Below are 26,596 nucleotides of genomic sequence, written 5' to 3'. Positions count from 1 at the left end.
TCGGGGTTCGTGACACGTCAACGGGTCTGTGTGATTCATGGTGGTTGCTCATGTCAGGGCTCCGATGTCCATGTCGGTGACGACGATAGCCTGTCGTTGCCACGTGTAACTGATGATGAGACGGCTTCCATCACGGGCGATGCTGGGGTAGGAGAACTCGCCCCGGCCGTCGGTGACCACCCCCTGCACCCCGGCTGCGGTGGGGACGCCGTCGCCACGGACATCGACGGCGATCCCGGGCAACGGCATGCCGTCCTCCAGCACCGCGGCCTCGCGCCAGGTCCAGCCCCCGTCCCCGGAGACCGACAGCACGAGCCGATCCCGCGGCCCCCAGTCGTGGCCGCCGGGATTGTGGACGCACACCAGGGAGCCATCGTCCAGGGCCGTGACGGCGATGCCGCTGTTGTTGTTGGCGAGCCCCGTCGGTTGCAGTGCGCCCCAGCGCACCCCGTCCGGGCTCTCGGCCCGGAACACGGCGCCGCCGCTGCTGCGGGTGAGGGCGACGAGCCGGTCCTCGACCTCGACCAGCCATGGCTGGATGCAGCCCGCCCCGGCGCAGGCGGCGTGGTCGAGGGGAAGGTCGATGCGCTCCCACGTACGACCCCCGTCGCGGGAACGATCGACGAAGCAGTCCCACCGCAAGGGATCCCAGCACTCCGTGGACCCGCCCGCCCACCAGGCGCCGCGCCACTGGAGCGGGGCCTGGCGCACCGGGCCCCGCCCACCTGAAAGGTCCCCCGGCACGAGGTCCCGCGGGGTCTCCCACGAACGGCCGTCGGTGGAGGTCGTGACCATGGTCCGCCACGTGTCGATCCGCTCCCCCACCCTGAGGAACAGCCAGATCCTGCCGTCGGGACCCGCCGCCAGGACCGGGTTCCAGTGGGCCACCCCGTCCATTCCCGTGACCACCGTCGGGTCGCCGAAGGATTCCCCCCGTGCCGCCAGACTCACGTGGATCCGGGTGTCGGGGGCACCCTCATGGGAGCCGGAGAACCAGGCGACGTGCTCCCTCCCGCCGGTCACGAGGAGGGAACTGCCGTGGACCTGGCGCCCCGGCGGGGCGATGGCGACGAGCCGTCTCATGACCGCACCCTCCGTCGTTGCCGCATCCTCCGGAGCACCGGCAGCAGCAGCGAGCCGGCGGCGAGCAGGAGGAGCACCGCGGAGATGGGCTGGGTGAGGAACTGGACGGGCTCACCGATGAGCATCGCCCGCCTGAGGTTGGCCTCGGCCAACGGCCCGAGGAGGAACCCGAGTACCACCGGCGCGGCCGCGATGCCGAGGCGTCTCAGCCCGAGCCCCAGCAGCCCGAAGAGCAGCATCTGCAGCACGGTGGCCACGTTGTTGGTGGTGGCGTAGGTGCCGACGACGCAGAACACCAGGATGATGCCCCACAGCCACTGCGGCCTCAGATCGAGCAGCCGCGCCATGGCTGAGGTGCGGATGAGGCTGACAGCGGTGGTGACGATCGTGGCGAGCAGCATGACGGCGACGATCGTCACGATGATGTCGGGGCGCCGCTCGAACAGGCTCGGCCCGGGTTGGATGCCCCAGATCACCATGGAGCCGAGCATGATGGCCATCACCGAGTCGCCGGGGATGCCGAGAGCCAGCGTCGTGGTGAGCGAACCCCCGAGCGTGGACGACGAGGCGGTGTCCGCCCCGACCAGCCCCTCGATGGAGCCCTTCCCGAACTCCTCGGGATGCTTCGAGATCGCCTTGGCCCGGTTCCACCCCACGATCCCCGCGATGTCGCCCCCGGCCGCGGGGATGACGCCGATGACGGCACCCAGGACCCCGGACTGCAGGGCGGGCCTGGTTGCCCTGCGCAGCTCGGAACGGTTCGGCAGCCACCGACCGATGGAGGTGACCCGCTGAGTGCGGTGCTCGGTGTGGGTGAGGACCTGGTCGAGCACCTCGGTGATGCCGAACAAGCCGATGATGAGCGCGATGAAGTCGAGCCCACCGGTGAGCTCGTTGATCCCGAGGGTGAAGCGTTGATCCGCGGTGATGGGGTCGAGGCCGACGGTGGCCAGGGCGATGCCCAGCAACCCCGCGAGGATGCCCTTCGGCAACGAGTTCCCGGAGATCGAGATGATGACGGTGAGGCCGAAGCACACGAGGGCGAACATCTCGAACGGCCCGAACCTCAGGGCGAAGGTCGCGATCGGCTGGGCCAGGAACACGAGCACCAGCATCGACATGAGGATGCCGAAGGCGGTGACGATCGCCGACAGGGACAACGCCACCCCGCCCCTGCCCTGCCGGGCCAGCGGGTAGCCGTCGAACGTCGTCGACACCGACGCGGGCGTTCCGGGGGTGTTGACGAGGATCGCGGGGATCCGGTCGCCGAACTGGGCGGCCACGTAGATCGCCAGCAGCATCGCCAGCCCCTCGGCGGGCTGCATGGTGAGGGTGAACCCGGTGGCGAGCGCGACCGCCATGGTGATGGTGATCCCGGGGAACATCCCCACGAGCAGGCCGAGACCCAGCCCGATGACGAGGCACAGCATCGCGGTGGGGGTGAGCAGGGCCGCGAGTCCCTCGACGACGGCGTTCACAGCGGTACCTTCAACAGCATCTGGAACACGAGCAGCAACAGCACCAGGACGATGCCGGGAAACAGCAGCAGCGACCGCCAGGTACGCAGCCGAAACACCCAGTTCATGACGACGAGGTAGCCGGGGCCGAGCACGAGGAAACTCACCCCGATCTGCCACAGCAGAAGAACGACGCCCAGACCCGCGACGGTGGCGGCCATCTGGACCCAGCCGCTGCGCTGGGCGGGCGCGACCTCACGGGAGATCGGGGCACGCACCGCGTCGACCAGCATCCACAGGCCCATCACCGCGATGCCGGCCCCGATGACCCCGGGCCACCAGCGGGGGTCGATGCCCCCGGTCTCGTTGCGCACCCGGATGATCCGGGCGCCCAGGAACATCGCCACCCCCAGCACCACGACGGCCAGCGACGCCGCGACCTCCAGGGGCCGCGACGGGGCGGCGGTCACGGGCGGGGAGGAGCCCTCCCCACCCACGGCCTCGGTCATCAGTCAGGATCCGATCAGCTTGGCGAAGCGCTCGGCCTCGGCACTGGCGAACTCGGTGAAGGCAGCAGCGTCCTTGTAGACGACGAGGTTGCCGCTGGCCGTGATGGTCTTCTGGTACGACTCGGACTCGACGGCCTTCTTGATGGCGTCCTCCAGCTTCTTCCTGACCGCCTCCGGCAGCCCCTTGGGGGCGTAGATGCCGCCCCAGCCGCCGATCTCGAGGTCGACGCCCTGCTCCTTGGCCGTCGGGACGTCCTTGAGCTCCGGGTGGCGCTCGGCGTGGAAGATCGCGAGAACCTTGAGCTTGCCGTCGGCCAGGTTCTGCTTGACCTCGTTGACCCCGGAGGCGGCGGCATCCACCTGGTTGCCGAGGACCGCGGCGACGGCGGGGGCGCCGCCGTCGAAGGGTACCGGCTTGATCTGCGCCCCGGTCATCTGGGCGAGCGAGGATCCGGTGAGTTCCCAGATCGAGCCCGCCCCGGAGTTGGCGACCGTGACCTCCTTCTCCTTCGCCCCGGCCACGAACTCGGGGAGGGTGTTGTAGGGGCTGTCGGCGGGGACGGAGAGGACACCGGGGCCGAGCATGATCTGCCCGAGGAGGTCGTAGTCGGCGGGCTTGATGTCGTAGTTCATGCTGCCGAGCATCGCGATCTCGACGGGGCCGAACCCGATGACGTAGCCGTCCGCGGGCTGGGACTTCACGTGGAGCATCGCGGTGGAGCCGGAGGCACCCGGACGGTTCTCGACGATGATGCTCCGGCCGATGATGGGCTCCATGGCCGTGGCGAGCGCCCGGGAGGCCAGGTCGGAGCCGCCACCGGCCTTCGCCTGGACGATGAGGGTGATGTCCTTCGTGGGGTAGTCCTCACCCCCGGAGCCGCTCTCGGAGTTGCGCGTCGTGCAGGCGGTCCCCGCGACGGCGGTCGCCGCCAGCGTGGAGGCGGTGAGGAGGAAGTGGCGTCGCTTCATGGTGGCTCTCCTTCGAGTCAGTTGGCGCCGAGCCGGACGGCGTCGGCGATGCGGGTGCGGTGGGTGGGCGTGGGTGGGTCGATGATCATGCGGCAGGGGCCGCCCGCCAGGTCGAGGAGGTCGAGTCCCTCCTTGAGATTGGCGATGCTGGGTCCGAGGACGGGGACGATCTCCTCGATGACCTGCTGCGCTGCCGCGGCGGCGCCGTCGTCCCCGTCGCGGAGGGCATCCCGCAGCCGGGCCCACGGCTGCGGGCACACCGAACTGACACCGGAGACGGTCCCCCAGCCCCCCGCCTCGAGGACGCGGGGGAGGTCCGCGTCGTTGCCGGACCACAGCCGGAACCCGTCCGGTGCCTGCTGGAGGTACTCCGGGACCCGTTGGCTGGCCCGCCCGGACACCTTCAGGCCGACCACGCCTGCGTCGACCACGGCGGGGAGGCCCTCCGGGAGCAGGTCGGTGAGGGCGACATCTGGGAAGACGTATCCGTAGACCTCGCCTGCGAAGGCCTCCGCGATGGCGGCCCAGTGCCGGAGGATCCCGGGCACGGTGGCGGGCAGGTAGTAGGGCGTCAGGGCGGCCGCGCGGCGAGCACCCAGGACCTGGGCCTGCCGGGCCATGGCGAGGGCCTGCCGGGTGCTCGGGGCCCCGACGTGGACGACGACCCGCTCGGGCCCGAACACGGCGAGGGAGATCTCGACGATCCTCGCGTGCTCCCCCGGCTCCAGGGCTGGGAACTCCCCCGTCGTTCCGGCGACGAACACGCCGTCGACGAGCGGTTCGAGCCGTTCGAGATTCCGGCGCAGCCCGGGAGCGTCGATGTCACCATCGGGCAGGAACGGCGTTGTCACCGCTGACAGGATCTCCGGTACCCGCATCTGACCACTCCCTTGTCGTCATTTCGTTAACGGTTGACGGTAGTCTAGCGACGGGGACCTCGGCCGGGAAGAGCTGGATCGACAATGGGCAGGGATCTCTCGGCGTGTCACTGCGCATCACGAGGCGATGCGGATCAGGCTCGCCATGTCGATGAAGGAGGCAGGACATGACCGTTCCGGTTCGCCTGGTCGCGCTGGGGGAACAACTGGCCGGTGCGCTCAGGGACCGCATCATCCGCGGATCCATCGCGCCCGGCACCCATCTCGTCGAGGATGCGATCGCCGCGGAGTACGACATCAGCCGCGGCCCGGTGCGCGACGCACTGCGCACCCTCCAGACGGAGGGACTCGTCGAGCCGCGCCGTCGCGGCTACCACACCCGCCCGTTCACCGAGGAGGACGTGGAGGAGCTGTACCAGGTCCGGGGAGCCGCCGAGCGTCTCGCCTGCTCCCTCGCCCTCGCCCGCGACGGCGCGGACTGGGGCCGGGCCGAGGGGTTCATGACCACCATGCGCACAGCTGCTGACGCGGGCGACTCCCACGCCTACGCGACGGCCGATCTCGCCTTCCACACCGAGTTCTACCGCAACTCCGGCAACGCGCGGCTGCTCGCACTGTGGCAGCAGTTCCAGCCGACCTTCGCCACCCTCCTCGACATCACCAACGCCCAGGACGCCGATCTCCACCCCTCCTGCGAGGACCATGCCCGGATGCTCCAGCTGGCCACCACCGGCGCCCTCGAGCAGCTCATCGCCCTGCTCGAGAACCATCTCGACGGATCACGGCGCCGAATCCTCGCCGCGATTCAGGGAGGCTGAGACGATGAGAGCCCGCAGACCCTGGTACGACAAGCCCGCAACCCACGCGTCGTGCGCCGCCGTCGGGATCGTGGCCCTGCTGCTCCTCGCCGCGCTCGCGGCCCAGCACAGGATCAGCTGGTGGTGGCTCCTCGCCCCCACCCCGGTGTTCGCCATCCCCTGGGCAGGTCGGCTCGTCGCGCGCCGCTCCCGCCGGAACGGCTCATGAGTTCCGCTTACCCCGAACGCTGACCCACCAGACGAGGAGGCCCGCCAGGGCCGCGAGGACCAGGATCACGACGACGTCGGAGATCCCCAGGGCCCACTGCCCCAGCTGGCTCTCCAGCCGGAGTTGCGCCGACGCGTCCAGCAGCCCGCCGAGGGCCGAGGTGGCGTCCGAGAACAGGAACAGCAGGCCGAGGGCCACCATGAGCAGGCCCGCGATGAGCGCCCACCAGGACGTCTCGATCGGGCCGAGCCTCAGCGGCCGCGGCTTGAGCAGCCGGGCGAAGTCGAAACCATCCCACAGCCAGGCGAGCAGCAGCAGCGGCGCCACCATGCCGGCGCCGAAACAGGCGAGCAGCAGGGCGCCGTAGAGCGGGGAGCCGCCGACCGCGGCGTAGGTGAGGACCGCCCCGAGCAGGGGCCCCGTGCAGGCGCCGGCCAGGCCGTAGACGGCCCCCATGAACACGACGGCCACCGGCCCCGTCCCGCCGGAGGAACGCAGTCCCGGCACGGGGATCTTCAACCCGAGGGCCGTCACGATGCCCAGCACAACGAGCAGCAGCCCACCGATGAGGGCCATGAGATGCCGGTGGGTGCTGAGCAACGCCCCCAGCGCCCCCGCGCCCAGCCCGAGCGGGACCAGCGTCAGCAGCAGGCCGAGGTAGAACAGCCCCGTCCTGCCGACCAGAGTCCGCTTCGACCCACCGAAGGCATAGGCGAAGAACGACGGCAGGAGCATCGCGGCACACGGACTCAGCAGGGCCGCGAGTCCTCCGAGGAAGGCGCCTGCGAGACCGATCTCGGTCACGCGGCCTTGTCCTTCTCCTCGGCGATCACCTTCTGGAACACGTCCACCGGCTGAGCCCCCTGCACGACCTGGGAGCCGACGACGAAGGTGGGGGTGGAGTTGACCCCCAGCTGCTTCGCCTCCTCGGTGTCCTTGGTGACCAGCGCCCGGGTCTCCTCGGACCGGTAGTCGGCCTCGAAACGCGCCATGTCGCTGACCCCCACCTGGCGGGCGATCTTGACCACGAGGTCGTCGCTGACCGGCGGGTGGCCGTTGTTCGGGAGTTCCTTGTACAGGGCCAGCTGGAACTCCCAGAACAGCCCCTGGTTGCCCGCGGCCCGCGCACCGGCAGCAGCATTGACGGACTCGTCGCCGAAGATGGCGAGGTCACGGAACTCGACGCGCAGCGTGCCGTCGTCGATGAGCGGCTGCAGCTGGGGCAGGGTCTCCTCACCGAAAACCGAGCAGAAGGGGCACCGGTAGTCCGCCCACTCCGTCATGACCACCGGGGCATCCACCCGCCCCTTGGCCAGCGGGTCCCCCTCCTGGCGACGCGCCAACGACAGCAGGAACTCCTCCCGGGAACCGGGGGTCGGGGCGGCGTCCGCCGCCGGCGACTCGGCCGCGGCCCCGGGGTCCGCGGGCATCAAGGACTCACCCGCGCCCGACACCGTCACGGTCACGGTGGCTGCGGGCACGGTCTGGGGCGACCCGGTCTGGCTGCGTTGGGAGAACACGGCCGCGCCCGCCACCACGAGGACGGCCAGGATCGCCGTCGCGATCTTCCACGGCGTCGCTGAATTGTCGGCCTTCTGGCCAGCCTGGTCGTGTTCGGGCTTGTCGTCAGTCATGGTCATTCTCCCCTCGAGTGCCCACTGAGCCTATGAGGACATCAGGACGGATCCAAACCGGGTAAACTGGATCGTCCGTTTCCAGCAGTGAGGACCCCTCAGTTGACCACTTCCCGCGGCGACCTCCAGACCGAGCTCGCACTGGAACAGGCTCACGTCGACCGTGTCTACGAGCACCTGGCTGCCTCGACGGCCAGCGCCCAGTCGCTGGCCCGCACCGGGGCCGAGATCTACCTCACCGACCGGGCCGACTACCTCAGGGAGGAGGCCGGGACCGCGCTGTTCGAACGTGACGCGTTCGCCTACCAGGCGGCCCGACGCCTCGCCGTCCTCGATGCGGAGCACGAGGGGCTGGTGTTCGGTCGGCTCGACCTCACCTTCCCCGAGACCCGCTACATCGGCCGCCTCGGGGTGAGGGACGACGACTACGAGCCGCTCGTCATCGACTGGCGGGCCCCCGCCGCGGAGCCGTTCTACCGCGCCACCCAGGCGGACCCCATGAACGTGATCCGCCGTCGCGTCCTCAGCTGCCGCGACGACAAGGTCATCGGCCTCGAGGACGACCTCCTCGACACCCAGGCCGAGACCGACCTGCCGATCCTCGGCGAGGGAGCGCTCATGGCCTCCCTCACCCGGGCGCGAGGCCGCACCATGCGCGACATCGTCGCCACCATCCAGGCGGAGCAGGACGAGGCGATCCGCGCTCCCCACCAGGGTTTCACCATCATCGGCGGCGGCCCCGGCACCGGCAAGACCGTCGTGGCGCTGCACCGGGCCGCCTACCTGCTGTACAGCAACCGGGCCCGGCTGGAGAAGGGCGGCGTGCTCGTCGTGGGCCCGAGTTCGGTGTTCATGCACTACATCGAGCGGGTCCTGCCGGGGCTCGGCGAGGACTCCGTCACCCTGCGGGCGGTGGGCGCGGTGGCCGCCGATGCACTCGGGACCTCGTCGGAGCGCGTCGACCTCGCGGCAGCCGCGTCCCTCAAGGGGTCGCTGCGGATGCTCAAGGTGCTGCGTCTCCTCGTGAGGCGTCCCTTCATCCCCGCCTCCGAGCAGCTGCGGGTCACCGTCAAGGGCGAGGTGCTGATCCTCGATGCCCTCGAACTCGCCGGGATCCGGGAGACGGTCCTCGGCACCCACCGGATGAACCGGGGTCGGCAGGCCGCCGAGAACGCCGCCGTCCGGGCGCTCGCGAACAAGCTCACCGTCGGCGTCGGGCTCGAGGCGGAGGAGATCGACGAGCTGATCCGCGACCACCCGGCGTTCACGATGTTCATGAACGCGTGGTGGCCGATGCTCGACGCCCCGACGGTGCTGTCCCGACTCGCGGATCCCGACGTCCTCGCCGAGTGCAGCCCCCACCTGAGCGAGAAGGAACGGGCGGACCTCGTCGAGTCGTGGTCGTGGCTCCAGGCCGACGACGCGGGGGTGCGTGGCTGGTCCGTGGCGGACATGGCGCTGCTGGACGAGCTGCTGGACATGCTGGGCCCCATGCCCCAGGAGCTGGACGACGACCCCCTCTTCGTCGGCCTCGGCGAAGTCCAGGAACTCGTCACGACCGCCGATGTGCTGCGTCGGGAACGTGTCAACGACCCGGATGACGACCCGCACTCCACGTTCGCGCACATCGTCGTCGACGAGGCCCAGGACATCACGCCCATGCAGTGGCGGATGCTGCGGCGCCGCGGCCCGCAGGCCTCCTGGACCCTCGTCGGGGACCCGGCGCAGAGCTCCTATCCCGATGCCGTCGAGGCGCAGCGGGCCCTCGACGACCTCGTGGGCCGGGCGCCGCTGCGTCGCTTCACGCTGTCGACGAACTACCGCTCCCCCGCCGAGGTCTTCGACCTGGCGGCGCAGGTCATCACCCGCGTCTTCCCGGACGCCACACTGCCCCGGGCGGTGCGGACCACAGGGCTGGCGCCGAAGCTCCTCAGCACGGAGGCGGGCTGCCTCACCGAGGCGGTGAAGGAGCAGCTCATCGACCTCGCCGGGCACGTCAGCGGCACGGTCGGCGTCGTGGTGCCGCCGTCGCGGTTCCGGGAGATCCAGCGACTGACGATGTCCGATCCCCGTCTCGCGGCACTGGAGGAACGGCTCATCGTCGTGACGGCGCTGCAGGCGAAGGGCCTGGAGTACGACGGGGTGCTGGTGCTCTCCCCCGACGAGATCGTCGCCGAGGCCCCGGGCGGGGAGCGGGTCCTCTACGTCGCGTTGACCCGCGCCACCCAGCGCATGACGGTCCTGGACGTCGACTCGTCGGCCTGGCGGGTCGCGCTCAGCTGACGTCGGGGCCGCGCTGACCCCAGCCGAGGGCCCGGAGCACCTCGGAGGTGGCCTGCCACCGGTTCTGGGTGAAGAACTGCAGGCCGGGCGCGCCGGCGGCGAGCAGGTCGCGGCACAGGTCGATGGCCCGGCCGATGCCGATGCGACGCACCTCGGCCGGGTCCTTCGCGGCCCGGAGCTCGGCGACGAGGTCCTCCGGGAGGGGGCAGTCGGCGAGCGCGGCGAATCGTTCGATCTGGGTGATGACGGTCAGCGGGGCGATACCGGGGATGATGGGGATGTCACAGCCCCGCTCCCGCACCCTCGTGACCAGTTCCACGTAGCGGTGGGACTCGAAGAACAGCTGGGTGATCGCGTACTGCGCCCCCGCCCGGGCCTTCTCCACGACGATGCGGGCATCCAGCTCGGGGTCGTTGTCGGGCTGGTGGACGTTCGGGAAGGCCGCCACACCCACACAGAAATCGCCGTGCCCCTTGATGAGCCGCACCAGCTCCGTCGCGTTGCGCAGCCCCTCGGGGTGCTGCCGCCACGGCTGCTGCGGTCCGCCCGGCATGTCACCCCGGATCGCGAGGATGTCGCGGACCCCCGCTGCCGCGAAGGCGTCAAGGGTGCGCAGCAGGTCATCACGGGTCTGCGAGACGCAGGTCAGGTGGCCCACGACGGTCGCCTGTCCGCGGGCGGCCAGGGACGCCGTCGCCGCGACGGTGCGGTCCCGGGTGGATCCGGAGGCGCCGTAGGTGACCGAGAGAAAGGCCGGAGAGAAGGCCACGAGCCGCTCCACCGAGGTGTCGAATCGCGGCTGTTCCTCGGCGCTGCGCGGCGGGAAGAACTCGAAACTCAGCAACGGCGAGCTGGCACCCGCGAGCAGGTCGGCGACTGAGAGCATGGCCACAAGGATAGGGGCCACCCGGCGGCGTCCAACCCGTGTTCCGACCGCGGACGCGACTATGCTGGCCACCATGTCCGCGCCGTCCCCGCACGAACCGTTGGCGGAGACCTTCCGTCACACGGTGGCCACCGCCATCTCCGACTTCCTGGCTTCCCGGACCGGTCTGGTGGAGCGGATCGGGGCCGGCCCGGTCCTCGCGGAGGCCCACGCCGCCACCGCCGGCGGCAAGCGGCTGCGCCCCGCCTTCTGTGTCTGGGGCTACCACGGCTGCGCCTCCCCCGAGGACTCCCAGGCGCTCATCCGCGCCGCCGCGTCCCTGGAACTGCTCCACGCCTCCCTGCTGGTCCACGACGACCTCATCGACGCCTCGGACACGCGACGCGGTCGACCCGCGACCCACCGGGTGTTCGAGCAGTCCCTGGCCGGGGAGCGGGCCGCCGCCTTCGGCGTCGCCGCGGCGATCCTCACCGGCGACGTCCTGTTCGAGTGGAGCGGCACCATGTTCGAGACCTCCGGCATGGACGAGGCGGCCCTCGACCGGGCCCGACCCGTGCTGCAGGAGATGCGCGCCGAGGTGCTGCTCGGCCAGTACCTCGACGTCGCCGCCGGTTTCTCCGCGACCGGCGCCACCGACCTGCCCGCCCAGCTGGCCCAGGCGGAGACCGCGCTGGAGTACAAGTCGGCGCGCTACTCCGTCGCCCGCCCGGCCCAGCTCGGGGCCGCCCTCGCCGGCGGCACCCCGGAGGAGATCGACACCCTGGGGCGATTCGGGTCGCTGGTCGGGCAGGCCTTCCAGCTGCGCGACGACGTCCTCGGCGTGTTCGGGGACCCGGAGCTGACCGGGAAACCCGCCGGGGACGACCTGCGGGAGGGCAAACGGACCCTCCTCGTGCTCACCGCGCTGTCCCGGAGCACACCGGCCGACCGGCAGCGCCTCGAATCCGTGCTCGGCCGCCCCGCCGGCCCCGACGACCTCGACACGGCGCGCGGGATCATCCGGGACTCCGGCGCCCTCCAGGCGATCGAGGACCGCATCGCGACGAGCCGGGAGCAGGCGCTGGCGGAGCTCTCCGCCGTGCCCCTCGACCCGGGGGCCGTGCTCGCCCTCACCCACCTCACAGAACAGGCGACCCACCGTGACCGTTGAACAACTCACCGGCCTCAGCAGCCAGGAGGTGGCCGAGCGGATCCGTGACGGCCGCGTCAACTCCCTTCCGGAGCGGTCGGGGCGCAGCACCTGGCAGATCATCTCCGCGAACGTGTTCACGCGGGTCAACGCGATGCTGGCGGCCCTGTTCGTCATCGTCGCGATGACTGGGCAGTTCGTCCAGGGCGCGTTCGCGCTGCTGATCGTCGCCAACTCGGTCATCGGGATGGTCCAGGAGCTCCGGGCGAAGCGGACCCTCGACAACCTCGCCGTCATCGGCGAGGCCCATCCGGTCGTCATCCGGGACGGGCAGCGTCGCTCCATCCCGCGCGACGAGGTGGTGGTCGACGACCTCATCGCGCTGTCCCCGGGCGACCAGGTGGTCGTCGACGGGGAAGTGGTGCAGGGCGACTACCTCGAGGTGGACGAGTCGATGCTCACGGGTGAGGCGGACCCGATCACGAAGGAGCCGGGGGCCGAGCTGTTCTCGGGGGCCTTCGTCGTCTCCGGCGCCGGGGTGTACCGGGCCACGAAGGTGGGCGCGGATGCCTACGCCGCGCAGATCACCGCGCAGGCCGCGAAGTTCACGCTCGTGAACTCGGAGCTGCGCGCCGGGATCGACTCGATCCTGAAGTTCGTCACCTGGCTGCTCATCCCCGCCGGGCTGCTCACCATCTGGGTGGCGTTCCAGCAGACCAATGTCAGCTGGCAGGAATCCGCGCTGAGGATGGTCGCCGCGCTGGTGCCGATGATCCCCGAGGGCCTGGTCCTGCTGACCTCCATGGCCTTCGCACTCGGCGTCATCCGGTTGGGGCGCCGCCAGTGCCTCGTCCAGGAGCTCCCGGCCATCGAGGGCCTGGCCCGGGTCAGCGTGGTGTGCGCCGACAAGACCGGCACCCTGACCAGCAACGAGATGACGGTGGGCGAGATCCAGCCCCTCGACGCCGACCCCGACGCGACCCATGAGGTGCTGCGCCAGCTCGTGGCCGCCGACCCCACCCCCAACGCCTCCATGCAGGCCATCGCCGACAGCCTGGGAGCGGCCGACTCCCCGTGGCCGGTGCTCGCCCGGGCGCCGTTCACCTCCGCGAAGAAGTGGTCGGGCGTGTCCTTCGAGGGGCACGGGGACTGGGTCCTCGGCGCCCCGGACGTCCTCGCTCCGCCGGATGTGGCCGAGGAGGCCGAGCGCATCGGCGGTACGGGACGCCGGGTGCTGCTGCTCGGACGGGCCTCACGCCGGGTCGACGACGCCGCCGCCCCGGGTGAGGTGACGCCCGCGGCGCTGCTCGTGCTGGACCAGACGGTGCGGCCCGACGCGGCCGACACCCTCGCCTACTTCAACGACCAGAACGTCGCGATCAAGGTCATCTCCGGTGACAACGCCGCCTCCGTGGGTGCCGTGACCCGCTCGCTGGGGGTCTCGGTGGCGGATGCCGTGGATGCCCGGACCCTCCCCGAGGAGGGCGACGAGTTCACCGAGCGGGTCGCCGAAGCAGATGTCTTCGGCCGGGTCACCCCGCAGCAGAAGCGCGCCATGGTCGGGGCGCTGCAGAGCCGCGGGCACACCGTCGCCATGACGGGCGACGGCGTCAACGACGTCCTCGCCCTCAAGGACGCCGACCTCGGCGTGGCGATGGGCTCCGGCTCGGCCGCCACACGGGCCGTGGCCCAGATCGTCCTGCTGGACGACCGGTTCGCGACCCTCCCCCACGTCGTCGCGGAGGGGCGCCGGGTCATCGGCAACATCGAGCGGGTCGCGAAGCTGTTCCTCAGCAAGACCGTGTACGCGGTGGCGCTGGCCCTCGCGATCGGGCTGATGGGGCTGCCGAACCCGTTCCTCCCGCTCCAGATGACCGTGGTGGGGTGGTTCACCATCGGCATCCCCGCGTTCCTGCTCAGCCTCGCCCCGAACAAGGAGCGGGCCCGGCCGGGCTTCGTGCGGCGGGTCCTGTCGTTGGCGGTGCCCTCGGGTCTCGCCGTCGCGCTCGTCTCGACGGTCACCTATGTCCTCACCCGCGGCAGCGGACAGGTCACAGCTGCGGTGGATGCCCAGGCCTCGACCGCCACCCTCGCAGCCCTCATCATCACCGCCACCTGGATCCTGGCGGTCGTGTCCCGGCCGTGGGTGCTGTGGCGGCTCGGCCTGGTGATCTTCGCGTACGTGTTCTACACCGCGATGTTCCTGCTGCCCTTCTCCCAGAAACTCCTCGGGCTCGACATCAGCAACCCGGGCACGATGACCGTCGGGCTCGTCGCCGGTCTCATCGGGGCAACACTGGTGGAGGTGTCGTGGTGGTTGACGGCGCGGCTGCGCGGTGAGCAGCCCCGGCTGTGGCGGAGCACCTCAGGCGAGTGAGGCCTGCCCCCGGAACGCCGGGGTCAGCGGATCCCGGCGCCACGCATCCTGGAGCACCTCACCGACGGTGCCGAGCCGTTCCACGGTCAGGTCACCGGTCAGCATGACCCTCCTGACCCCCTGCTCGGTGAGCCGGGCGACGGCGTCCGCGTCGAGGTCCCCCTCGCCGAACCACGGCAACGACCCCATGACCAGGGGCGGATGTGCGGACCGCGCCTCGGCGAGCAGCCGCGACCCCGGCCCGGCGTCGCGGAGCACCAGGAAGTCGTGGTCGGCGGCCTCCCCCAGACTCCTCAGATCCCCGATCCGGCGCCCAGCCAGCGCGTAGCGGTGGGCGCGCCGCACCCCGCCCCGCCACGGGCCGGACACGACGGTGACATCCCCCATCGCCTCCGGCTGGTCATGGGCGAGCAGCACGGTCCCGGGGATCCTCCCGGCCAGTTCCCGCCACCTGACCTCGGTGCCCTCGACGTCCCCGTCACTCGTGCCGAGGATGAGATGGACCCCTCCCGCAACGAGGCCGGCCAGACGCTCCCCCACCTCCGTCAGGGGGAGGGTCACGGCGAGTCGGGCCAGCAACAGGCGGGAACGCAGACTCATGAGCACGGTCATGGGAGAAGCCTACGCGGCGCGCCGGGGAGGGCACCTGCCCTTGGACGGCCCTACACTTCGTCTGAGCGGACCACAGGGGTCGGCTTCAGCGTGACGAGACGTGGGACAGGTGGCAATGAGCAGGACGTTCGACCCGATGGTGGGGCACGTACTGGACGGCCGCTACGAGATCCTGGCGAAACTCGCCCGCGGGGGCATGGCCACCGTGTACCGGGCCCGGGACTCGCGGCTGCAACGCATCGTCGCCGTGAAGATCATGCGCACCGACCTCGGGGAGGACGACGAGTTCGTCGCCAAGTTCGACCGGGAGGCGCGCTCCGCGGCCCTCATCAGCCACGGCTCCGTCGTCAGCATCTTCGATCAGGGGATCTGTCTGGGGCAGCCCTACATCGTCATGGAGTACGTCGAGGGTGAGACCCTGCGGCGACTCATCAGCCGCGAGGCCCCGCTGACCCCCCTGCGTGCCCTCGACCTGCTCGACCCCATCGCCTCGGCCCTCGCCGCCGCCCACGAGATCGGGATCGTCCACCGCGACATCAAACCGGAGAACGTCCTCATCTCCACCCGCGGCCAGGTGAAGGTCGCCGACTTCGGGCTGGCCCGTCAGGAACACTCCCCGCAGATGACGGCGACGGGGGTGCTCGTCGGGACGGCCTCCTACCTCCCACCGGAGCTCGTCACCCATGCCAGACCGGATGCACGCAGCGACATCTACTCGACCGGCATCCTGTTCTTCGAGCTGCTGACGGGCCGCAAACCACACGTGGGCGAGAACAACTACCAGATCGCCTACCTGCACGTGAACACCGACGTCCCCCCGCCATCCGAGAAGCTGCGGGAACTCAACCTACCGGGCTTCATCCCCGACTACCTGGATGCGCTCGTCGCCTCCTCCACCGCTCGGGATCCCGACACCCGGCTCGGCGATGGCCGCGAACTCGTCGAGAAGCTGCGGATCGTCCGGCAGGAGCTGACGGAACGACCGGGCCGCCACAATCCTGCCCTGGCTGCCCAGCTGCGCCCCGTCATCGTCTCCCCCGACGCCCCCACCCAGCAGATCTCGCCGAAGCCGGAGCCGCGTCCCCGACCGCTGACGGAACTCCCGCCACGGACCGTACGCCGCCCCGCCCCGTCGCCCCCGATCCCTGAGGAGGAGGTGTCCCCCACCGCGGACACGGTCGTCGTGACCAGCCCCGCGACCCGGACCCATCAGTCGCCGGTCCACCCCGACCGCACACCCCAGCCGGTCCCCGCGCCGGGACTGCCGGAGCGCGAGGTCGGGCCCTCCTCCCACCGCACCCCGCTGTTCCCCGGCCTCAACATCAGCCACGATCCCGTGCACCGGCGCCGCCGGGGCATCATCATGATCGCGGCGGTCCTGCTCTTGACCATCATCATCGGCTTCGCGTCGTGGTGGTGGGCGGACGGGCGGTTCACCACCACCCCGGAGATCGGCCAGGTCACCTTCGAGCAGGCCGTCACCGCCATCGACGCCAACGACCTGAAGGTCAAGAAGATGGAGGAGCACTCGGAGACGGTCCCCGCAGGACAGGTCATCTCGTCGGACCCCGCCGGGGGGCAGCGCGTCCTCCGGGGCACCGAGGTGACGATCACCGTGTCCAAGGGCCCGGAGCGTTACGCGGTCCCCGAGCTCACGGGCAAGTCCCTCGACGAGGCCCGTGCCCTGCTCGAGGGGGCGAACCTGGCGCTCGGCACCGTGACCGAGGTGTGGTCGGACTCCGTGGCGAAGGGGGTCATCGTCTCCGCCGCGGAGACCGCCGGCACCCTGGTCCCGCCCGGCACCGCGATCGACGTCGAGGTCAGCAACGGCCCCGAACCGATCACCGTGGAGAACTTCGAGGGCCGCGACGCCGCCACGGCCGTCGGGAAGCTCGAGGGGCTCGGCCTGATCGTCGTCGTCGAGGAGGAGCACTCCAGCACCGTCGCCGTCGGCCGCGTCATCGCGCAAACCCCCAACAGCGGGACCGTCCAACGCGGCGCCACCATCACCATCACCAAGTCCCTCGGTCCCGAGATGGTGGAGGTCCCCGATGTCATGTGGAAGCAGCGGGAGGACGCCGAACGCATCCTCAGGAACGCGGGTCTGGTGCCCGAGTTCATCGAGACACCGCTCGTCGGCAGCCTCATCGGATGGGTGACGGGCATGGAGCCACCGGCCGGATCGACCGTCGCGAAGGGCAGCACCGTCAGGGTCACCCTCGGCTGAGGATCGACGCGCCCGGGACCTCCTCGCCGTTCAGCTAGGATGAATCGGTGAAATTGGACCGTCAGCTCCTCCCCGCCCTGGCCCTTCTCGTCGCAGCGGCCGCTTGGGGATCAACCGTCGCGGTCGCCAAGGGTGCCTACGAACACATGTCCCCGGTCAGCCTGACGATCTCTCGGCTGCTCCTGACCGCCATCTGCCTCGTCATCCCGTTCCTGCCGCATCTGCGGATGAAACGGGAGACCCTCATCCACGGGGTCATCCTCGGCATGGTGTTCAACTTCGGCCTGGCCATCCAGCTCATCGGCCTGGAGTACACCGCCCCCTCCCTCTCCGGTTTCATCACTGCCAGCTACGTGGTCTTCACCGCCATCATCACGGCGGTGTTCCTCCGGCAACGCTCCGGCGCACGGACATGGATCGCCGTGGCTCTGACCATCTCCGGCATCGCGATCCTCGCCCTCGGCCACGGTGGCGAGGGCGGGTTCGGTTACGGGGCCGTGCTCACCCTCATCGGTGCGGTGATGTTCGCCGTCCACATCGTCCTCCTCGGCCGGTGGGTCACCCCGGAGACGGTCCAGTCCCTCACCCTCGCCCAGGCCCTCACGGGGGCGGCCGGATGCCTGATCGTCATCCCGTTCGTCCAGTACGAGGTCCCGACCACGTGGGACCTTGCGCTGCCGGTGCTGTACCTCGGGATCTTCTGCGGCGCGGTGACGCTGTTCCTGCAGAGCTGGGCGCAGAGCTATGTCCCCGCCACCACCTCCGCGATCATCATGTGCTCCGAGCCCGTCTGGGCGGCCGGGTTCGCCATCGGCTTCGGCATGGAGCAGCTGACCTGGCAGGTGCTCGTCGGCGGCTTCATCGTCGTCGCGGCCCTGCTGCTCATCGCCTGGCCGAAGCGCGAGTCCCGGCGGATCGACGAGGTGGTCCAGGAGCTGCGTCAGCGTTTCCGGCGCTGAGAGGCGCGGGATCTCAGAACTCCCGGGGCTGGAACTCCTGGACGGGGTTGCGACGCAGGCTGCGTCCCTGCCGCAACCGCGTGGCCACCGTGAAGGCGAGTTCGAGGCTCTGGTTCCGGTTCAGGCGGGGATCGCAGACCGTCTCGTAGCGGCTGGCCAGATCGGCCTCCTCGAGTCGCAGCGACCCGCCCACGCACTCGGTGACATCCGTGCCGGTCAGCTCGACGTGCAGCCCGCCCGGCCAGGTGCCGAGCTCGTCGTGGACGTCGAAGAAGCCGCGGACCTCCTCCACCACGTCGTCGAAGGACCTCGTCTTGAACCCGTTGGCGGCCTCGAAGGTGTTCCCGTGCATGGGATCGCACACCCAGGCCACCTTGCGGCCCGTCGCCTCGACCCCGCGGATGACCTCGGGCAGCACCTCGCGGACCCGGCCCGCACCCATCCGGGTGATGAAGGTGAGCCGCCCGGGCTCGTGGTCCGGGTCCAGCCGGTCGGCGAGTTCGATCGCCTGCTCGGCGGTGGTGGTCGGTCCCAGCTTGATCCCCAACGGATTCCGCACTCGGCTCAGCAGCTCGACGTGGGCCCCGTCGAGCTGACGGGTCCGCTCCCCGATCCACAGCATGTGTCCGGAGCAGCCGTAGAGCTGCTGGGAACGCGAGTCGACGCGGGTCAGCGCCCGCTCGTACTCCAGCAGCAGGGCCTCGTGGGAGGCGTAGAAGTCGATTGTGGACAGTGCCCGGTCCTCGATGCCACAGGCCACCATGAAGGCCAGGGCGCGGTCGATCTCGGCCGCCATCTCCTCGTAGGCCGCCTCGACCTGCGAGTTCCCGACGAAATCACGGTTCCACGTGTGCACCCCCCTCAGATCGGCGAAACCGCCCTTGACGAAGGCGCGGACCAGGTTGAGGGTCGCCGCGGAGGCGTTGTAGACCCGGATCAGGCGCTCCGGGTCGTGCCGCCGGGCCTCCTCGGTGAACTCGAAACCGTTGATGGCGTCGCCCCGGTAGCTGGGCAGGGTCACCCCCTCGCGGGTCTCCGTCGGCTTGCTGCGGGGTTTGGCGTACTGCCCCGCGATGCGCCCGACCTTGACCACGGGAACCTGGGCGGCGTAGGTCATGACGACGGCCATCGACAGCTGCACCAGCAGCTTGTTCTTGATGTCCTGGGCCGTGACCGCCTCGAAGGACTCCGCGCAGTCGCCTCCCTGGAGCAGGAAGGCTCGCCCCTCGGCGACCTCCGCCAGCTTGGCGCGCAGGTCGTCGCACTCCCCAGCGAACACCAGCGGCGGCAGCTGCTCCATGACGTCGATGACGCGGTCGAGGGCTCGGGCGTCCTCATACTCCGGTTGCTGGATCATGGGGAGGGAACGCAACTCGGCCCGGGTGATGATGGAGGACATGCCGCGAAGACTACCCGAGCCGGGCGGCCCCGTCGGTGACCTGTCCGCTACTGCTCGTTCGGGTCGTGGAGTCCCTGGTCGATCGCGTAGAGGGTCAGCTCCACCCGGTTGTGGAGCTGCAGCTTGCGCAGCACGTTCTGGACGTGGTTCTGGATGGTGCGGTGGGAGACGAACAGTTCCTCCGCGATCTCCCGGTAGGCCAGTCCCTTGGCCACCCGCCGCAGCACCTCCACCTCGCGCGAGGTCAGCACCGGACCCTCGTCGTCGTGCTCCCTGGCGACGGTGGCCATGCGCCGGAACTCGCCGAGAACCAGCCCGGCCAGCCCCGGGGTGAACACGGCGTCCCCGGCCGCGGTGCGCCGCACCCCCTCGATCAGCTCCGCCTTCGACGCGGACTTCACCAGATAGCCCTTGGCCCCGGCCTTCATGGCCCGCAGCACGTCATCGCGTTCCCCGCTCGCCGACATGACGAGTACCTTGATCTCCGGGAACTCCCGCACCAGACGCTCGGTGCAGGTGGCCCCGTCGGGTTCGGGGATCTGCAGATCCATCACGACCACCTCCGGCCGGGTGGCCCGGGCACGTTGCAGACATTCGGTGCCGTTCTTCGCGACGGCGACGACCTGGAAACCCTCCTCCTCGAGGTCCTCCCCCAGCGCGTCGATCCACATGGGGTGGTCGTCCACCAGCATGACACGGCAGCCCTCGGCGGTGCTCACTTCTCTCCCAACATCATCGGGAACCTCAACTCCCACTCGGTGCCCTGACCAGGGCTGGACTTCACCACGGCCGATCCGCCGAGCGCCTCCATGCGCCCCACGATCGAGTTCCGGACTCCCAGCCTGCCACGTTCCGCCGCAGAATCCATCTCGGACGGGTCCATTCCCTGCCCGTCGTCACGAATCCACAGGATCACCTCGTCGTCGGCCTCCTGGTCCAGCAGCACCCAGGCCCTGGCCCCCTCGCCCGCGTGCTTCTCCACGTTCTTCAGCGCCTCGCCGAGGGTCGCCTCGACCTCCTCGGCGATGAGTCGGGCCACCATGACCCGGCCGGCCATGGTCGACACCGTCACCGACGGGCTCTCGAACCTGCTGAGTGCCTGGGTGAGGTCGACCTCGCAGGTGGTGGACTCGTCGAACACCTCCTGATCCCGAATGAGTCGACGCAGCTGGCTCTCGGACTGGCGGGCGAGCTTGGCGAGCCGTTCCCCCCGCGGTCCGAGGCCTCGTCCCTCCCGTTCCACCAGGGCGAGCACCTGCAGGGTGCCGTCGTGGACGATCCGGGCGAGTCGCTCCCGCTCCCCGAGCGCGACGGAGCGGATCCGGGCGCGCTCCTGTTCGGTGATCGTGTGCTTGAACTGGGTGATGAGGAGGCCGGTGCAGATGGTGATGAGCACCGCCCCGAGAGCGAGGTCGATCCGCGGCAGGGCGAACTTCGGGGGCAGGGCGAGCATCGTCATCGAGGTCAGCACGGCGGCGGCGACGCCGGTGACCGTGTCCCGCAGCACCGCCGCGTAGAGGCAGCAGCCGAGCATCCAGTACCCCGCCAGGGAGGTGTCGGCGTAGGGCGTCGTGACGACGAGGGGGGTGACGAGGATCAGGGCACTCGTGACGGCCGTGTCCGCGAGGTACACCCACAGGCTCCGCTGGCTCGGGCGCCTCAGCACCATGGTCACCAGGACGGTCCATCCCAGGAGGATCACGAAGGCCAGCACCATGCCCGGCAGGTCCGTGATCGCCTCCTTGTCGAAGGTGAGGTTCATGACCACGGTGTGGACCGCCAGGGCGGCACGCACAAGGGTGGCGACGAGGAACACCCTGCCGATGACGTCGTAATCCTGACGGAACCACGACGAGGAGGCCTGGAGCCAGCCGAGACCGGCCGACGTGGGGGGCGGCTGGCTCACCCGGGGCTCACCTCGGGGCGCACCCCGTCGCCCGGGCGGGGCCGCAGGAACTCGTCGGGTCCCACCTCCTTGAGGTCACCGTGCTTGACGCGCGTGGCGTAGACATCCGCGTACTGCTGTCCCGTGAGCTGCTGGATGGCGGCCAGCACCTCGTCGGTGACGTACCGGAGGAGCTTGGTCTCCCCCTGCATGCCCTGGTACTCGCTGAAGTCCAACGGTGGGCCGACGACGACGATGGGGCGGCGGACCCACGGGATCCCGAAGGGGCCCTTCACCTTGTGGGTGCCGATGACCCCGACAGGGAGCACGGGCGCACCGGAGGTGAGCACCATGCGCGCCATGCCGGTCTTGCCCTTGTAGAGACGCCCGTCCGGGGATCGGGTTCCCTCCGGGTAGATCGCGACGACCTGGCCCGCGGCCAGCACGTCGGTGATCGCCTGCAGGGAGGCCGCGGAGGCTCGGCCGCCGCCGCGTTCCATGGGGACCATGCCGATGGCCTTGAGGAACCACGCCACGATCTTGGAGCCCAGCCCCTTGTCACCGCGGAAGAGCTCCGCCTTGGCGGGGAAGGTCACCTTTCTCGGCAGCATCGCGGGAATGACGACGGAGTCCATCGCGGCGATGTGATTGCTGGCCAAGATGGCTCCGCCGCCGGCGGGTACGTTCTCCGCACCCTTGATGCGGGCGCGGAATCCGTATCGAACCAGCGGGCGGAACAGAAAGGTCTTGAAGAACGGGTACCACATGGGGGGTCGGGGTCAGCCGACGCGACGGGCGCCCTGGTAGGGCATCGAGTTCACTCCCGTGACGGTGACACCGCTGCGAGGGTTGGCCGCGTGGACGATCTTGCCGTCACCGATGTACATGCCGACATGGCTGATGCCGCTGTAGTAGAAGACCAGGTCACCGGGCTGCAGGTCCCCCTTGGAGACCGGGGTACCAACCCCGTACTGCTGGCTCGCTGTGCGGGGCAGGGAGATCCCCTGCTGGCGGTAGGCGTAGCTCATCAGACCGGAGCAGTCGAAGGTGTTCGGGCCGGCGGTCCCCCAGACGTAGCGCTTGCCGACCTGGGCGAGGGCGACCTCGACGGCGGATCCGCCACGGCTGCTGGCGGGCGGGGCCGGGGTGGTGGGCTTCTCGGGCTTCTCGGCCTCCTCGCTCGGGGCCGCGCTCGGGCTCGGGGCGGAGGCGGCGTCACGGGAGGCGGCGGCCTCACGCTCGCGCCGGTCGCGCTCCTGCTGCTCACGCTCGCGCTGCTCCTCGAGGCGGCGCAGCCGCTCCTGCTCCTCGGCGTTCAAGCGGTTGAACACCGCCTCGGCCTGAGCCTCCTTGGCGTCGAAGTCCGCGGCGAGCTGCTCCTTGGCGGCCTTGTCCTGCTCGATGGCCTCGGTGATGCTCACCTGCTGGTCGCGCAGGTTGTCCAGCCGCGCCTGCTCCACCTGCAGGGCCTGCAGGTCGGAGTTGCTGCGGTCGGCCTCGTTCTGGATGGTGGCCAGACCCGAGAGGAAGGAGGAGTCCGTGGCGCTGCTGAGGAGCTGGGTGGTCACGTCGAGACCGCCGCCGTTGAACTGCAGCATGGCCACGTCACCCAGGTCGGCCCCGAGCTGGGCGACCCGCTGCTCCTGGGCGGTGAGGTCCGTGTTGATGCCGGCGAGCTTGGCAGCCGCCTCATCGGCGCGGGCCGCGACCTCGATGATGTCGGCATCGATGGCCGCCGCCTCCTCGCGGATCCGCTCGAGTTCTGCCTTCGCCTGCGACACCTTGTCCGGGTCGGCAGTGGCCATCGGGACGAACACGGCGCTGGTTGCGACCAACAGGCCCACCAGACCCGTACGGATTGTCTTCACTCGGATCTCCAAACACTTCAGGAAGTCAAGCTGAGAGAATCCTAAACGACCTTCAGGCCATTCCCAAACTGCATCCTCGACTCGGGCACGAGTCCTGCCGCGGCCAGCACTCGCACCGCGCGTGCCTCCTCCCCGTTGAGTCTCAGGATTCCCTCCGTGTCGTCGAGGAGGTGACTCATGATGCACCCCTCACACCCGCTGCCGCGGACCTCGCACCTGGCGCAGTCGATGTCGATCTCGTTCATGGGCGACAGCCTCGCAGCCGGGTCCGACATTTTCGTCCGACCCACCCGCTAACGTGCTGGGCATGACGGATCCACCCATGGTGAGCCAGCCGAGCTTCGACGACCTCGGCACGGCGCTGCGGGTCGCCACCTTCTGCGTGGTCGACCTCGAGACCACGGGGGCAGGTGCCGATGCGGAGATCACGGAGATCGGTGCCGTGAAGGTGTGCGGCGGTGAGGTGGTGGGTGAGTTCCAGACCCTCGTGCGGCCCAGCACGTCCATTCCGCCGATGATCCAGGCACTCACGGGCATCACCGACACGATGGTCGCCACCGCACCTTCCGTCCGGGTGGCCGTGCCCTCCTTCCTCGACTTCGCGGCGGGGACCATCCTCGTGGCCCACAACGCCCCGTTCGACATCGGCTTCCTCAAGCGGGCCGCCCGCGAGCTTGGGCTGACATGGCGACGCCGGACCGTCGTGGACACCCTCGCCCTCGCGCGGCAGGTCCTCCTCCCGGGCGAGCTGCCGAACCGGAAACTGGCCACCCTCGCCCGTCACTTCCGCTCGGCGACGCAGCCGGATCACCGGGCGTTGAGCGACGCCCGCGCCACCGTCGACGTGCTGCACGGTCTCCTCGAACGCGTCGGCACCCTGGGGGTGGACACCGTGGAGGATCTCCACGAGTTCCTCTCCCGGGTGAGCCCGGAACGTCGGGCGAAACGGGTGTGGGCGAAGGACCTGCCCGAGGCCCCCGGGGTCTACTGGTTCGAGCACGACGGGCTGGACGCGGATCGGCGCCCTCGCACCGAGGTCCTCTACGTCGGCACCTCCCGCAACCTCAGGCGCCGGGTGGCCTCCTACTTCTCCGCCGCGGAGCAACGGCCCCGTATCCACGAGATGGTGCGCCTCGCCACCCGGGTTCGATCCCTCACCTGCGCCACGACCCTGGAGGCCGAGGTGCGGGAGTTGCGGATGATCGAGGGCCAGCGCCCCCGGTACAACCGACGCTCCCGCAACCAGCACCGGCTGGTGTGGCTCACGTTGACCTCGGAACCCCATCCACGGCTGTCGACGGTGCGCAGAGCGGTTCGTGACGAACCGGTGTGGGGGCCGTTCCGCTCCGCCGCCGCGGCGGAGCAGGTGGCGCGGGCGTTGCGCGATGCGTTCGGGATCCGCGAGTGCTCCCAGCGCCTGTCGTCGCGCACCCCACGTGAGGCCTGCGCCCTGGCCGAGATCGGTCGCTGCCCCGCCCCCTGCCGTCTCGGGTCGGGGGCCAAACAGCACGCAGCGGGGATCGAGCAGCTCCGTGAGGCGTGGGCCGGGGACCTGCGCACCCTGCTGGGTCATGCCGCGCCCCGGATCCGGCAGCTGTCGGAGCAGGAACGCTTCGAGGAGGCCGGGGAGATCACGGCGCGGCTCCGAGCCGCCCACACGACCTCCCGCCGCTTCCATCGGGTGCGGGCACTCGCCGGTTGCGAGGAGATCATCGCCGCCGCACCCGAACGGGACGGCTGGGCGATCCATGTGGTGCGGCACGGGCGGCTGGCCGCGGCGGGGCACGCCCGCACGGCGGAGGTCAGGGCCGAGGCCGAGGTGCTCCGGGGTCTCGCCGAGACGGTGCACGAAGCTCCCGGCGGATTGCCCGCCGGGAGCTTCGAGGAGGCGGAACGCGTGGCCGACTGGCTGGAGTCACCCGGGGTACGGCTGCTCGACGTCCGAGGCGACTGGGCCCTGCCGATCCACTGCGCTTTCGATCAGGACAGGGTCACCGAGTTGATGACCACGGGGGTCAGCGGGCGATCGAGATGACCCGTGGGGGTCTTCGCGATGGCGTCGACGACCGCGCGGGAGGCCTCGTCCTTCACCTCACCGAAGATGGTGTGGCGTCGGTTGAGGTGCGGGGTCGGGACCACCGTGATGAAGAACTGGGAACCGTTGGTGCCCGGCCCGGCATTGGCCATGGCCAGCAGGTACGGGCGGTCGAAGACGTGCTCGGGGTGGAACTCGTCGGCGAACTGGTAACCCGGCCCCCCGGTGCCGGTTCCGAGCGGGCAGCCGCCCTGGATCATGAATCCGTCGATGACGCGGTGGAAACCCAGCCCGTCGTAGTACTTGCCCGTCCTGGTCTCACCGGTTTTGGGGTCGCGGTACTCCTTGGTCCCCCCCGCCAGGCCGACGAAGTTGGCAACGGTGGCGGGAGACTGGTCGTCGAACAGCTCGATGACGATGTCCCCCATGCTGGTGTGCAGAGTTGCAGTGCTCATGTGCCCAACCTACAGGCCACGGCAAGCAGGTGGCGGTCGCGCCTCGCGTGGTCCTTTCGTCCGGGACCGCCGCATCGCCCCGAGGAACGGGTAGCGTTGTATGTGCTCGACCACGAGCCAACCATTGGAGGAAACTGTGAAGAAGTCACGACTGACCAAGGCCGCCGCGGATCAAGCCGCCGCCGCCGCGGAGGCCGGCCGCCACGTCTGGGACGAGGCCGTCGAGAAGGCAGCCGCGCTGTTCCACGAGGCCCAGCGCAAGACCGCGCCGGTGGCGCGCAAGGCCGGGAAGCGGACCGCCGAGTTCGCCTCGAAGCGACTGGACAACTGGGAACCCCGCATCCGGGGTGCCATCTCCAAGGTGTCCCCCGCCGTCGAGGCCGCCAGCGACAAGGTGACCGGAGAGATCCTGCCGAACCTGCAGGAGGCCCTGCACCGTGCGGCGGGGCACGTCCCCGTCGTCAAGGAGGTGATCAAGCCCCCGAAGCGCAAGCGCGGCATGGTCAAGACCTTCTTCAAGTTCGCCCTCATCGGCACCGCCATCGCCGGTGCCGTCGCAGCGGTGCGTCACTTCCTGACCCCGAAGGACGACGGCTGGACGGCCCACGAGCCGTCCCGGGCCTACATCAACAACAACGACACCTTCGCCACGGCCGCCAAGTTCAACGAGCCCGTCACCCCGGCCCAGGACGCCGAACCCGCATCCGACAAGCCGGAGAGCTTCGGCGAGGGTTCCTACGTCGGCCCCAACCCGCCCGCTGACTACATCATCAAGGGCAACGAGCGGTCGAAGAAGTACCACGTCCCCGGCACCCGCGGCTACGAGCTGACGATCGCCGAGGTGTGGTTCAACTCGGAGCAGGCCGCCGAGGCCGCCGGCTTCACGAAGGCCCAGCGCTGATCCTTCTCCTGCTGGCCCTGGCCA

General features: G+C 70.1%; 25 protein-coding genes and 1 pseudogene. 10 read left to right on the top strand and 16 right to left on the bottom strand.

Annotated elements, in window-relative coordinates; all coding sequences use genetic code 11:
* Positions 1-48: 48 nt before the first annotated feature.
* The 5 genes from EII35_RS02840 to EII35_RS02820 are packed head-to-tail and all read right to left on the bottom strand — an operon-like array spanning position 49 to position 4,896.
* Positions 49-1,083, bottom strand: coding sequence for an exo-alpha-sialidase (locus EII35_RS02840; RefSeq protein ID WP_125226950.1), 1,035 nt, complete (start codon positions 1,081-1,083; stop codon positions 49-51).
* A complete protein-coding gene (locus EII35_RS02835) occupies positions 1,080-2,561 on the bottom strand; it encodes a tripartite tricarboxylate transporter permease (protein WP_125226949.1) in 1,482 nt (493 codons plus the stop codon). The genes EII35_RS02840 and EII35_RS02835 overlap by 4 nt, the downstream gene beginning before the upstream one ends.
* Entirely contained in the window at positions 2,558-3,049 is a 492-nt protein-coding gene (locus tag EII35_RS02830) for a tripartite tricarboxylate transporter TctB family protein (RefSeq protein WP_125226948.1), read from the bottom strand. The genes EII35_RS02835 and EII35_RS02830 overlap by 4 nt, the downstream gene beginning before the upstream one ends.
* 3 nt (positions 3,050-3,052) lie before the next feature.
* On the bottom strand, positions 3,053-4,018 hold the full coding sequence (locus tag EII35_RS02825) for a Bug family tripartite tricarboxylate transporter substrate binding protein (protein WP_125226947.1): 966 nt from the start codon (positions 4,016-4,018) through the stop codon (positions 3,053-3,055).
* A 17-nt stretch (positions 4,019-4,035) separates the two neighbouring features.
* On the bottom strand, positions 4,036-4,896 hold the full coding sequence (locus tag EII35_RS02820; RefSeq protein ID WP_125226946.1) for a dihydrodipicolinate synthase family protein: 861 nt from the start codon (positions 4,894-4,896) through the stop codon (positions 4,036-4,038).
* A 167-nt stretch (positions 4,897-5,063) separates the two neighbouring features.
* Between EII35_RS02820 and EII35_RS02815 the strand changes: the two genes are divergently transcribed.
* Together EII35_RS02815 and EII35_RS02810 are read left to right on the top strand one after the other, a co-directional pair.
* Positions 5,064-5,714: a GntR family transcriptional regulator gene (locus EII35_RS02815; protein WP_125226945.1), complete on the top strand. Its 651-nt coding sequence runs from the start codon at positions 5,064-5,066 to the stop codon at positions 5,712-5,714.
* 4 nt (positions 5,715-5,718) lie between these two features.
* Complete coding sequence (locus tag EII35_RS02810; RefSeq protein WP_125226944.1) at positions 5,719-5,922, top strand: hypothetical protein; 204 nt, start codon at positions 5,719-5,721, stop codon at positions 5,920-5,922.
* Here EII35_RS02810 and EII35_RS02805 read toward each other — a convergent pair.
* Entirely contained in the window at positions 5,917-6,726 is an 810-nt protein-coding gene (locus tag EII35_RS02805) for a cytochrome c biogenesis CcdA family protein (protein WP_125226943.1), read from the bottom strand. The genes EII35_RS02810 and EII35_RS02805 overlap by 6 nt on opposite strands.
* The gene (locus EII35_RS02800; RefSeq protein ID WP_185744127.1) at positions 6,723-7,556 is read right to left on the bottom strand and encodes a DsbA family protein; all 834 of its coding nucleotides are present in this window, start codon (positions 7,554-7,556) and stop codon (positions 6,723-6,725) included. Before EII35_RS02800 ends, EII35_RS02805 begins: the two co-directional genes overlap by 4 nt.
* Before the next feature lie 102 nt (positions 7,557-7,658).
* Between EII35_RS02800 and EII35_RS02795 the strand changes: the two genes are divergently transcribed.
* On the top strand, positions 7,659-9,839 hold the full coding sequence (locus tag EII35_RS02795; protein WP_125226941.1) for a HelD family protein: 2,181 nt from the start codon (positions 7,659-7,661) through the stop codon (positions 9,837-9,839).
* Here EII35_RS02795 and EII35_RS02790 read toward each other — a convergent pair.
* Entirely contained in the window at positions 9,832-10,725 is an 894-nt protein-coding gene (locus tag EII35_RS02790) for a methylenetetrahydrofolate reductase (protein WP_125226940.1), read from the bottom strand. The two genes, EII35_RS02795 and EII35_RS02790, sit on opposite strands and share 8 nt — an antisense overlap.
* Before the next feature lie 73 nt (positions 10,726-10,798).
* On the opposite strand from EII35_RS02790, the gene EII35_RS02785 reads away from it, so the two are divergent.
* Positions 10,799-11,875 (top strand): polyprenyl synthetase family protein, encoded by a 1,077-nt coding sequence (locus EII35_RS02785; protein WP_185744126.1) that lies wholly within the window; start codon positions 10,799-10,801, stop codon positions 11,873-11,875.
* On the top strand, positions 11,865-14,231 hold the full coding sequence (locus EII35_RS02780; RefSeq protein ID WP_125226938.1) for a cation-translocating P-type ATPase: 2,367 nt from the start codon (positions 11,865-11,867) through the stop codon (positions 14,229-14,231). Before EII35_RS02785 ends, EII35_RS02780 begins: the two co-directional genes overlap by 11 nt.
* On the opposite strand, the gene EII35_RS02775 is transcribed toward EII35_RS02780, so the two are convergent.
* A complete protein-coding gene (locus tag EII35_RS02775; RefSeq protein WP_125226937.1) occupies positions 14,220-14,843 on the bottom strand; it encodes a hypothetical protein in 624 nt (207 codons plus the stop codon). The two genes, EII35_RS02780 and EII35_RS02775, sit on opposite strands and share 12 nt — an antisense overlap.
* A gap of 115 nt (positions 14,844-14,958) precedes the next feature.
* Between EII35_RS02775 and pknB the strand changes: the two are divergent.
* The 3 genes and pseudogenes from pknB to EII35_RS02765 form a co-directional block, all read left to right on the top strand.
* Positions 14,959-16,848, top strand: a pseudogene (pknB, locus tag EII35_RS02770) (Stk1 family PASTA domain-containing Ser/Thr kinase); the annotation flags it as partial.
* Between the two features lie 30 nt (positions 16,849-16,878).
* Complete coding sequence (locus tag EII35_RS16795; protein WP_464115349.1) at positions 16,879-17,070, top strand: PASTA domain-containing protein; 192 nt, start codon at positions 16,879-16,881, stop codon at positions 17,068-17,070.
* Positions 17,071-17,117: 47 nt separating this feature from the next.
* Positions 17,118-18,029 carry a DMT family transporter gene (locus EII35_RS02765; protein WP_125226935.1) on the top strand — a complete coding sequence of 304 codons (912 nt, stop codon included), beginning with the start codon at positions 17,118-17,120 and terminating at the stop codon, positions 18,027-18,029.
* A gap of 13 nt (positions 18,030-18,042) precedes the next feature.
* Here the strand turns inward: EII35_RS02765 and EII35_RS02760 are convergent, their stop codons facing one another.
* From EII35_RS02760 to EII35_RS02735, 6 genes are read right to left on the bottom strand one after another with little or no spacing between them, the layout of a single operon-like run.
* The gene (locus EII35_RS02760; RefSeq protein ID WP_125226934.1) at positions 18,043-19,428 is read right to left on the bottom strand and encodes a class II 3-deoxy-7-phosphoheptulonate synthase; all 1,386 of its coding nucleotides are present in this window, start codon (positions 19,426-19,428) and stop codon (positions 18,043-18,045) included.
* A 47-nt stretch (positions 19,429-19,475) separates the two neighbouring features.
* Positions 19,476-20,120, bottom strand: coding sequence for a response regulator transcription factor (locus tag EII35_RS02755; protein ID WP_125226968.1), 645 nt, complete (start codon positions 20,118-20,120; stop codon positions 19,476-19,478).
* A 23-nt stretch (positions 20,121-20,143) separates the two neighbouring features.
* A complete protein-coding gene (locus EII35_RS02750; protein ID WP_125226933.1) occupies positions 20,144-21,334 on the bottom strand; it encodes an ATP-binding protein in 1,191 nt (396 codons plus the stop codon).
* A complete protein-coding gene (locus EII35_RS02745) occupies positions 21,331-22,080 on the bottom strand; it encodes a lysophospholipid acyltransferase family protein (protein WP_125226932.1) in 750 nt (249 codons plus the stop codon). Before EII35_RS02745 ends, EII35_RS02750 begins: the two co-directional genes overlap by 4 nt.
* A gap of 12 nt (positions 22,081-22,092) precedes the next feature.
* Positions 22,093-23,181, bottom strand: coding sequence for a C40 family peptidase (locus tag EII35_RS02740; protein ID WP_125226931.1), 1,089 nt, complete (start codon positions 23,179-23,181; stop codon positions 22,093-22,095).
* Between the two features lie 41 nt (positions 23,182-23,222).
* Positions 23,223-23,426: a hypothetical protein gene (locus EII35_RS02735; protein WP_125226930.1), complete on the bottom strand. Its 204-nt coding sequence runs from the start codon at positions 23,424-23,426 to the stop codon at positions 23,223-23,225.
* A gap of 62 nt (positions 23,427-23,488) precedes the next feature.
* On the opposite strand from EII35_RS02735, the gene EII35_RS02730 reads away from it, so the two are divergent.
* On the top strand, positions 23,489-25,216 hold the full coding sequence (locus EII35_RS02730) for a DEDD exonuclease domain-containing protein (RefSeq protein ID WP_125226929.1): 1,728 nt from the start codon (positions 23,489-23,491) through the stop codon (positions 25,214-25,216).
* Here EII35_RS02730 and EII35_RS02725 read toward each other — a convergent pair.
* The gene (locus EII35_RS02725; protein WP_125226928.1) at positions 25,162-25,671 is read right to left on the bottom strand and encodes a peptidylprolyl isomerase; all 510 of its coding nucleotides are present in this window, start codon (positions 25,669-25,671) and stop codon (positions 25,162-25,164) included. The genes EII35_RS02730 and EII35_RS02725 overlap by 55 nt on opposite strands.
* 136 nt (positions 25,672-25,807) lie before the next feature.
* On the opposite strand from EII35_RS02725, the gene EII35_RS16610 reads away from it, so the two are divergent.
* On the top strand, positions 25,808-26,572 hold the full coding sequence (locus EII35_RS16610) for a sunset domain-containing protein (RefSeq protein WP_125226927.1): 765 nt from the start codon (positions 25,808-25,810) through the stop codon (positions 26,570-26,572).
* The last annotated feature ends 24 nt before the right edge of the window (positions 26,573-26,596 follow it).

It is taken from the genome of Arachnia propionica (assembly GCF_003932785.1).
In the GTDB taxonomy this organism is placed as follows: Bacteria; Actinomycetota; Actinomycetes; order Propionibacteriales; family Propionibacteriaceae; genus Arachnia; species Arachnia propionica_B.
The sequence above is the reverse complement of the archived record's forward strand: the minus strand, read 5'-3'. Positions and strand labels throughout refer to the sequence as shown.

Bases quoted from the DNA above. Each gene is read 5' to 3' on its own strand.
- EII35_RS02840 (WP_125226950.1), bottom strand. From the start codon at position 1,083: ATGAGACGGCTCGTCGCCATCGCCCCGCCGGGGCGCCAGGTCCACGGC.
- EII35_RS02830 (WP_125226948.1), bottom strand. From the start codon at position 3,049: ATGACCGAGGCCGTGGGTGGGGAGGGCTCCTCCCCGCCCGTGACCGCC.
- EII35_RS02825 (WP_125226947.1), bottom strand. From the start codon at position 4,018: ATGAAGCGACGCCACTTCCTCCTCACCGCCTCCACGCTGGCGGCGACC.
- EII35_RS02820 (WP_125226946.1), bottom strand. From the start codon at position 4,896: ATGCGGGTACCGGAGATCCTGTCAGCGGTGACAACGCCGTTCCTGCCC.
- EII35_RS02815 (WP_125226945.1), top strand. From the start codon at position 5,064: ATGACCGTTCCGGTTCGCCTGGTCGCGCTGGGGGAACAACTGGCCGGT.
- EII35_RS02810 (WP_125226944.1), top strand. From the start codon at position 5,719: ATGAGAGCCCGCAGACCCTGGTACGACAAGCCCGCAACCCACGCGTCG.
- EII35_RS02800 (WP_185744127.1), bottom strand. From the start codon at position 7,556: ATGACTGACGACAAGCCCGAACACGACCAGGCTGGCCAGAAGGCCGAC.
- EII35_RS02790 (WP_125226940.1), bottom strand. From the start codon at position 10,725: ATGCTCTCAGTCGCCGACCTGCTCGCGGGTGCCAGCTCGCCGTTGCTG.
- EII35_RS02785 (WP_185744126.1), top strand. From the start codon at position 10,799: ATGTCCGCGCCGTCCCCGCACGAACCGTTGGCGGAGACCTTCCGTCAC.
- EII35_RS02775 (WP_125226937.1), bottom strand. From the start codon at position 14,843: ATGACCGTGCTCATGAGTCTGCGTTCCCGCCTGTTGCTGGCCCGACTC.
- EII35_RS16795 (WP_464115349.1), top strand. From the start codon at position 16,879: ATGGTGGAGGTCCCCGATGTCATGTGGAAGCAGCGGGAGGACGCCGAA.
- EII35_RS02760 (WP_125226934.1), bottom strand. From the start codon at position 19,428: ATGTCCTCCATCATCACCCGGGCCGAGTTGCGTTCCCTCCCCATGATC.
- EII35_RS02755 (WP_125226968.1), bottom strand. From the start codon at position 20,120: ATGCTGGTGGACGACCACCCCATGTGGATCGACGCGCTGGGGGAGGAC.
- EII35_RS02745 (WP_125226932.1), bottom strand. From the start codon at position 22,080: ATGTGGTACCCGTTCTTCAAGACCTTTCTGTTCCGCCCGCTGGTTCGA.
- EII35_RS02735 (WP_125226930.1), bottom strand. From the start codon at position 23,426: ATGAACGAGATCGACATCGACTGCGCCAGGTGCGAGGTCCGCGGCAGC.
- EII35_RS02730 (WP_125226929.1), top strand. From the start codon at position 23,489: ATGACGGATCCACCCATGGTGAGCCAGCCGAGCTTCGACGACCTCGGC.
- EII35_RS02725 (WP_125226928.1), bottom strand. From the start codon at position 25,671: ATGAGCACTGCAACTCTGCACACCAGCATGGGGGACATCGTCATCGAG.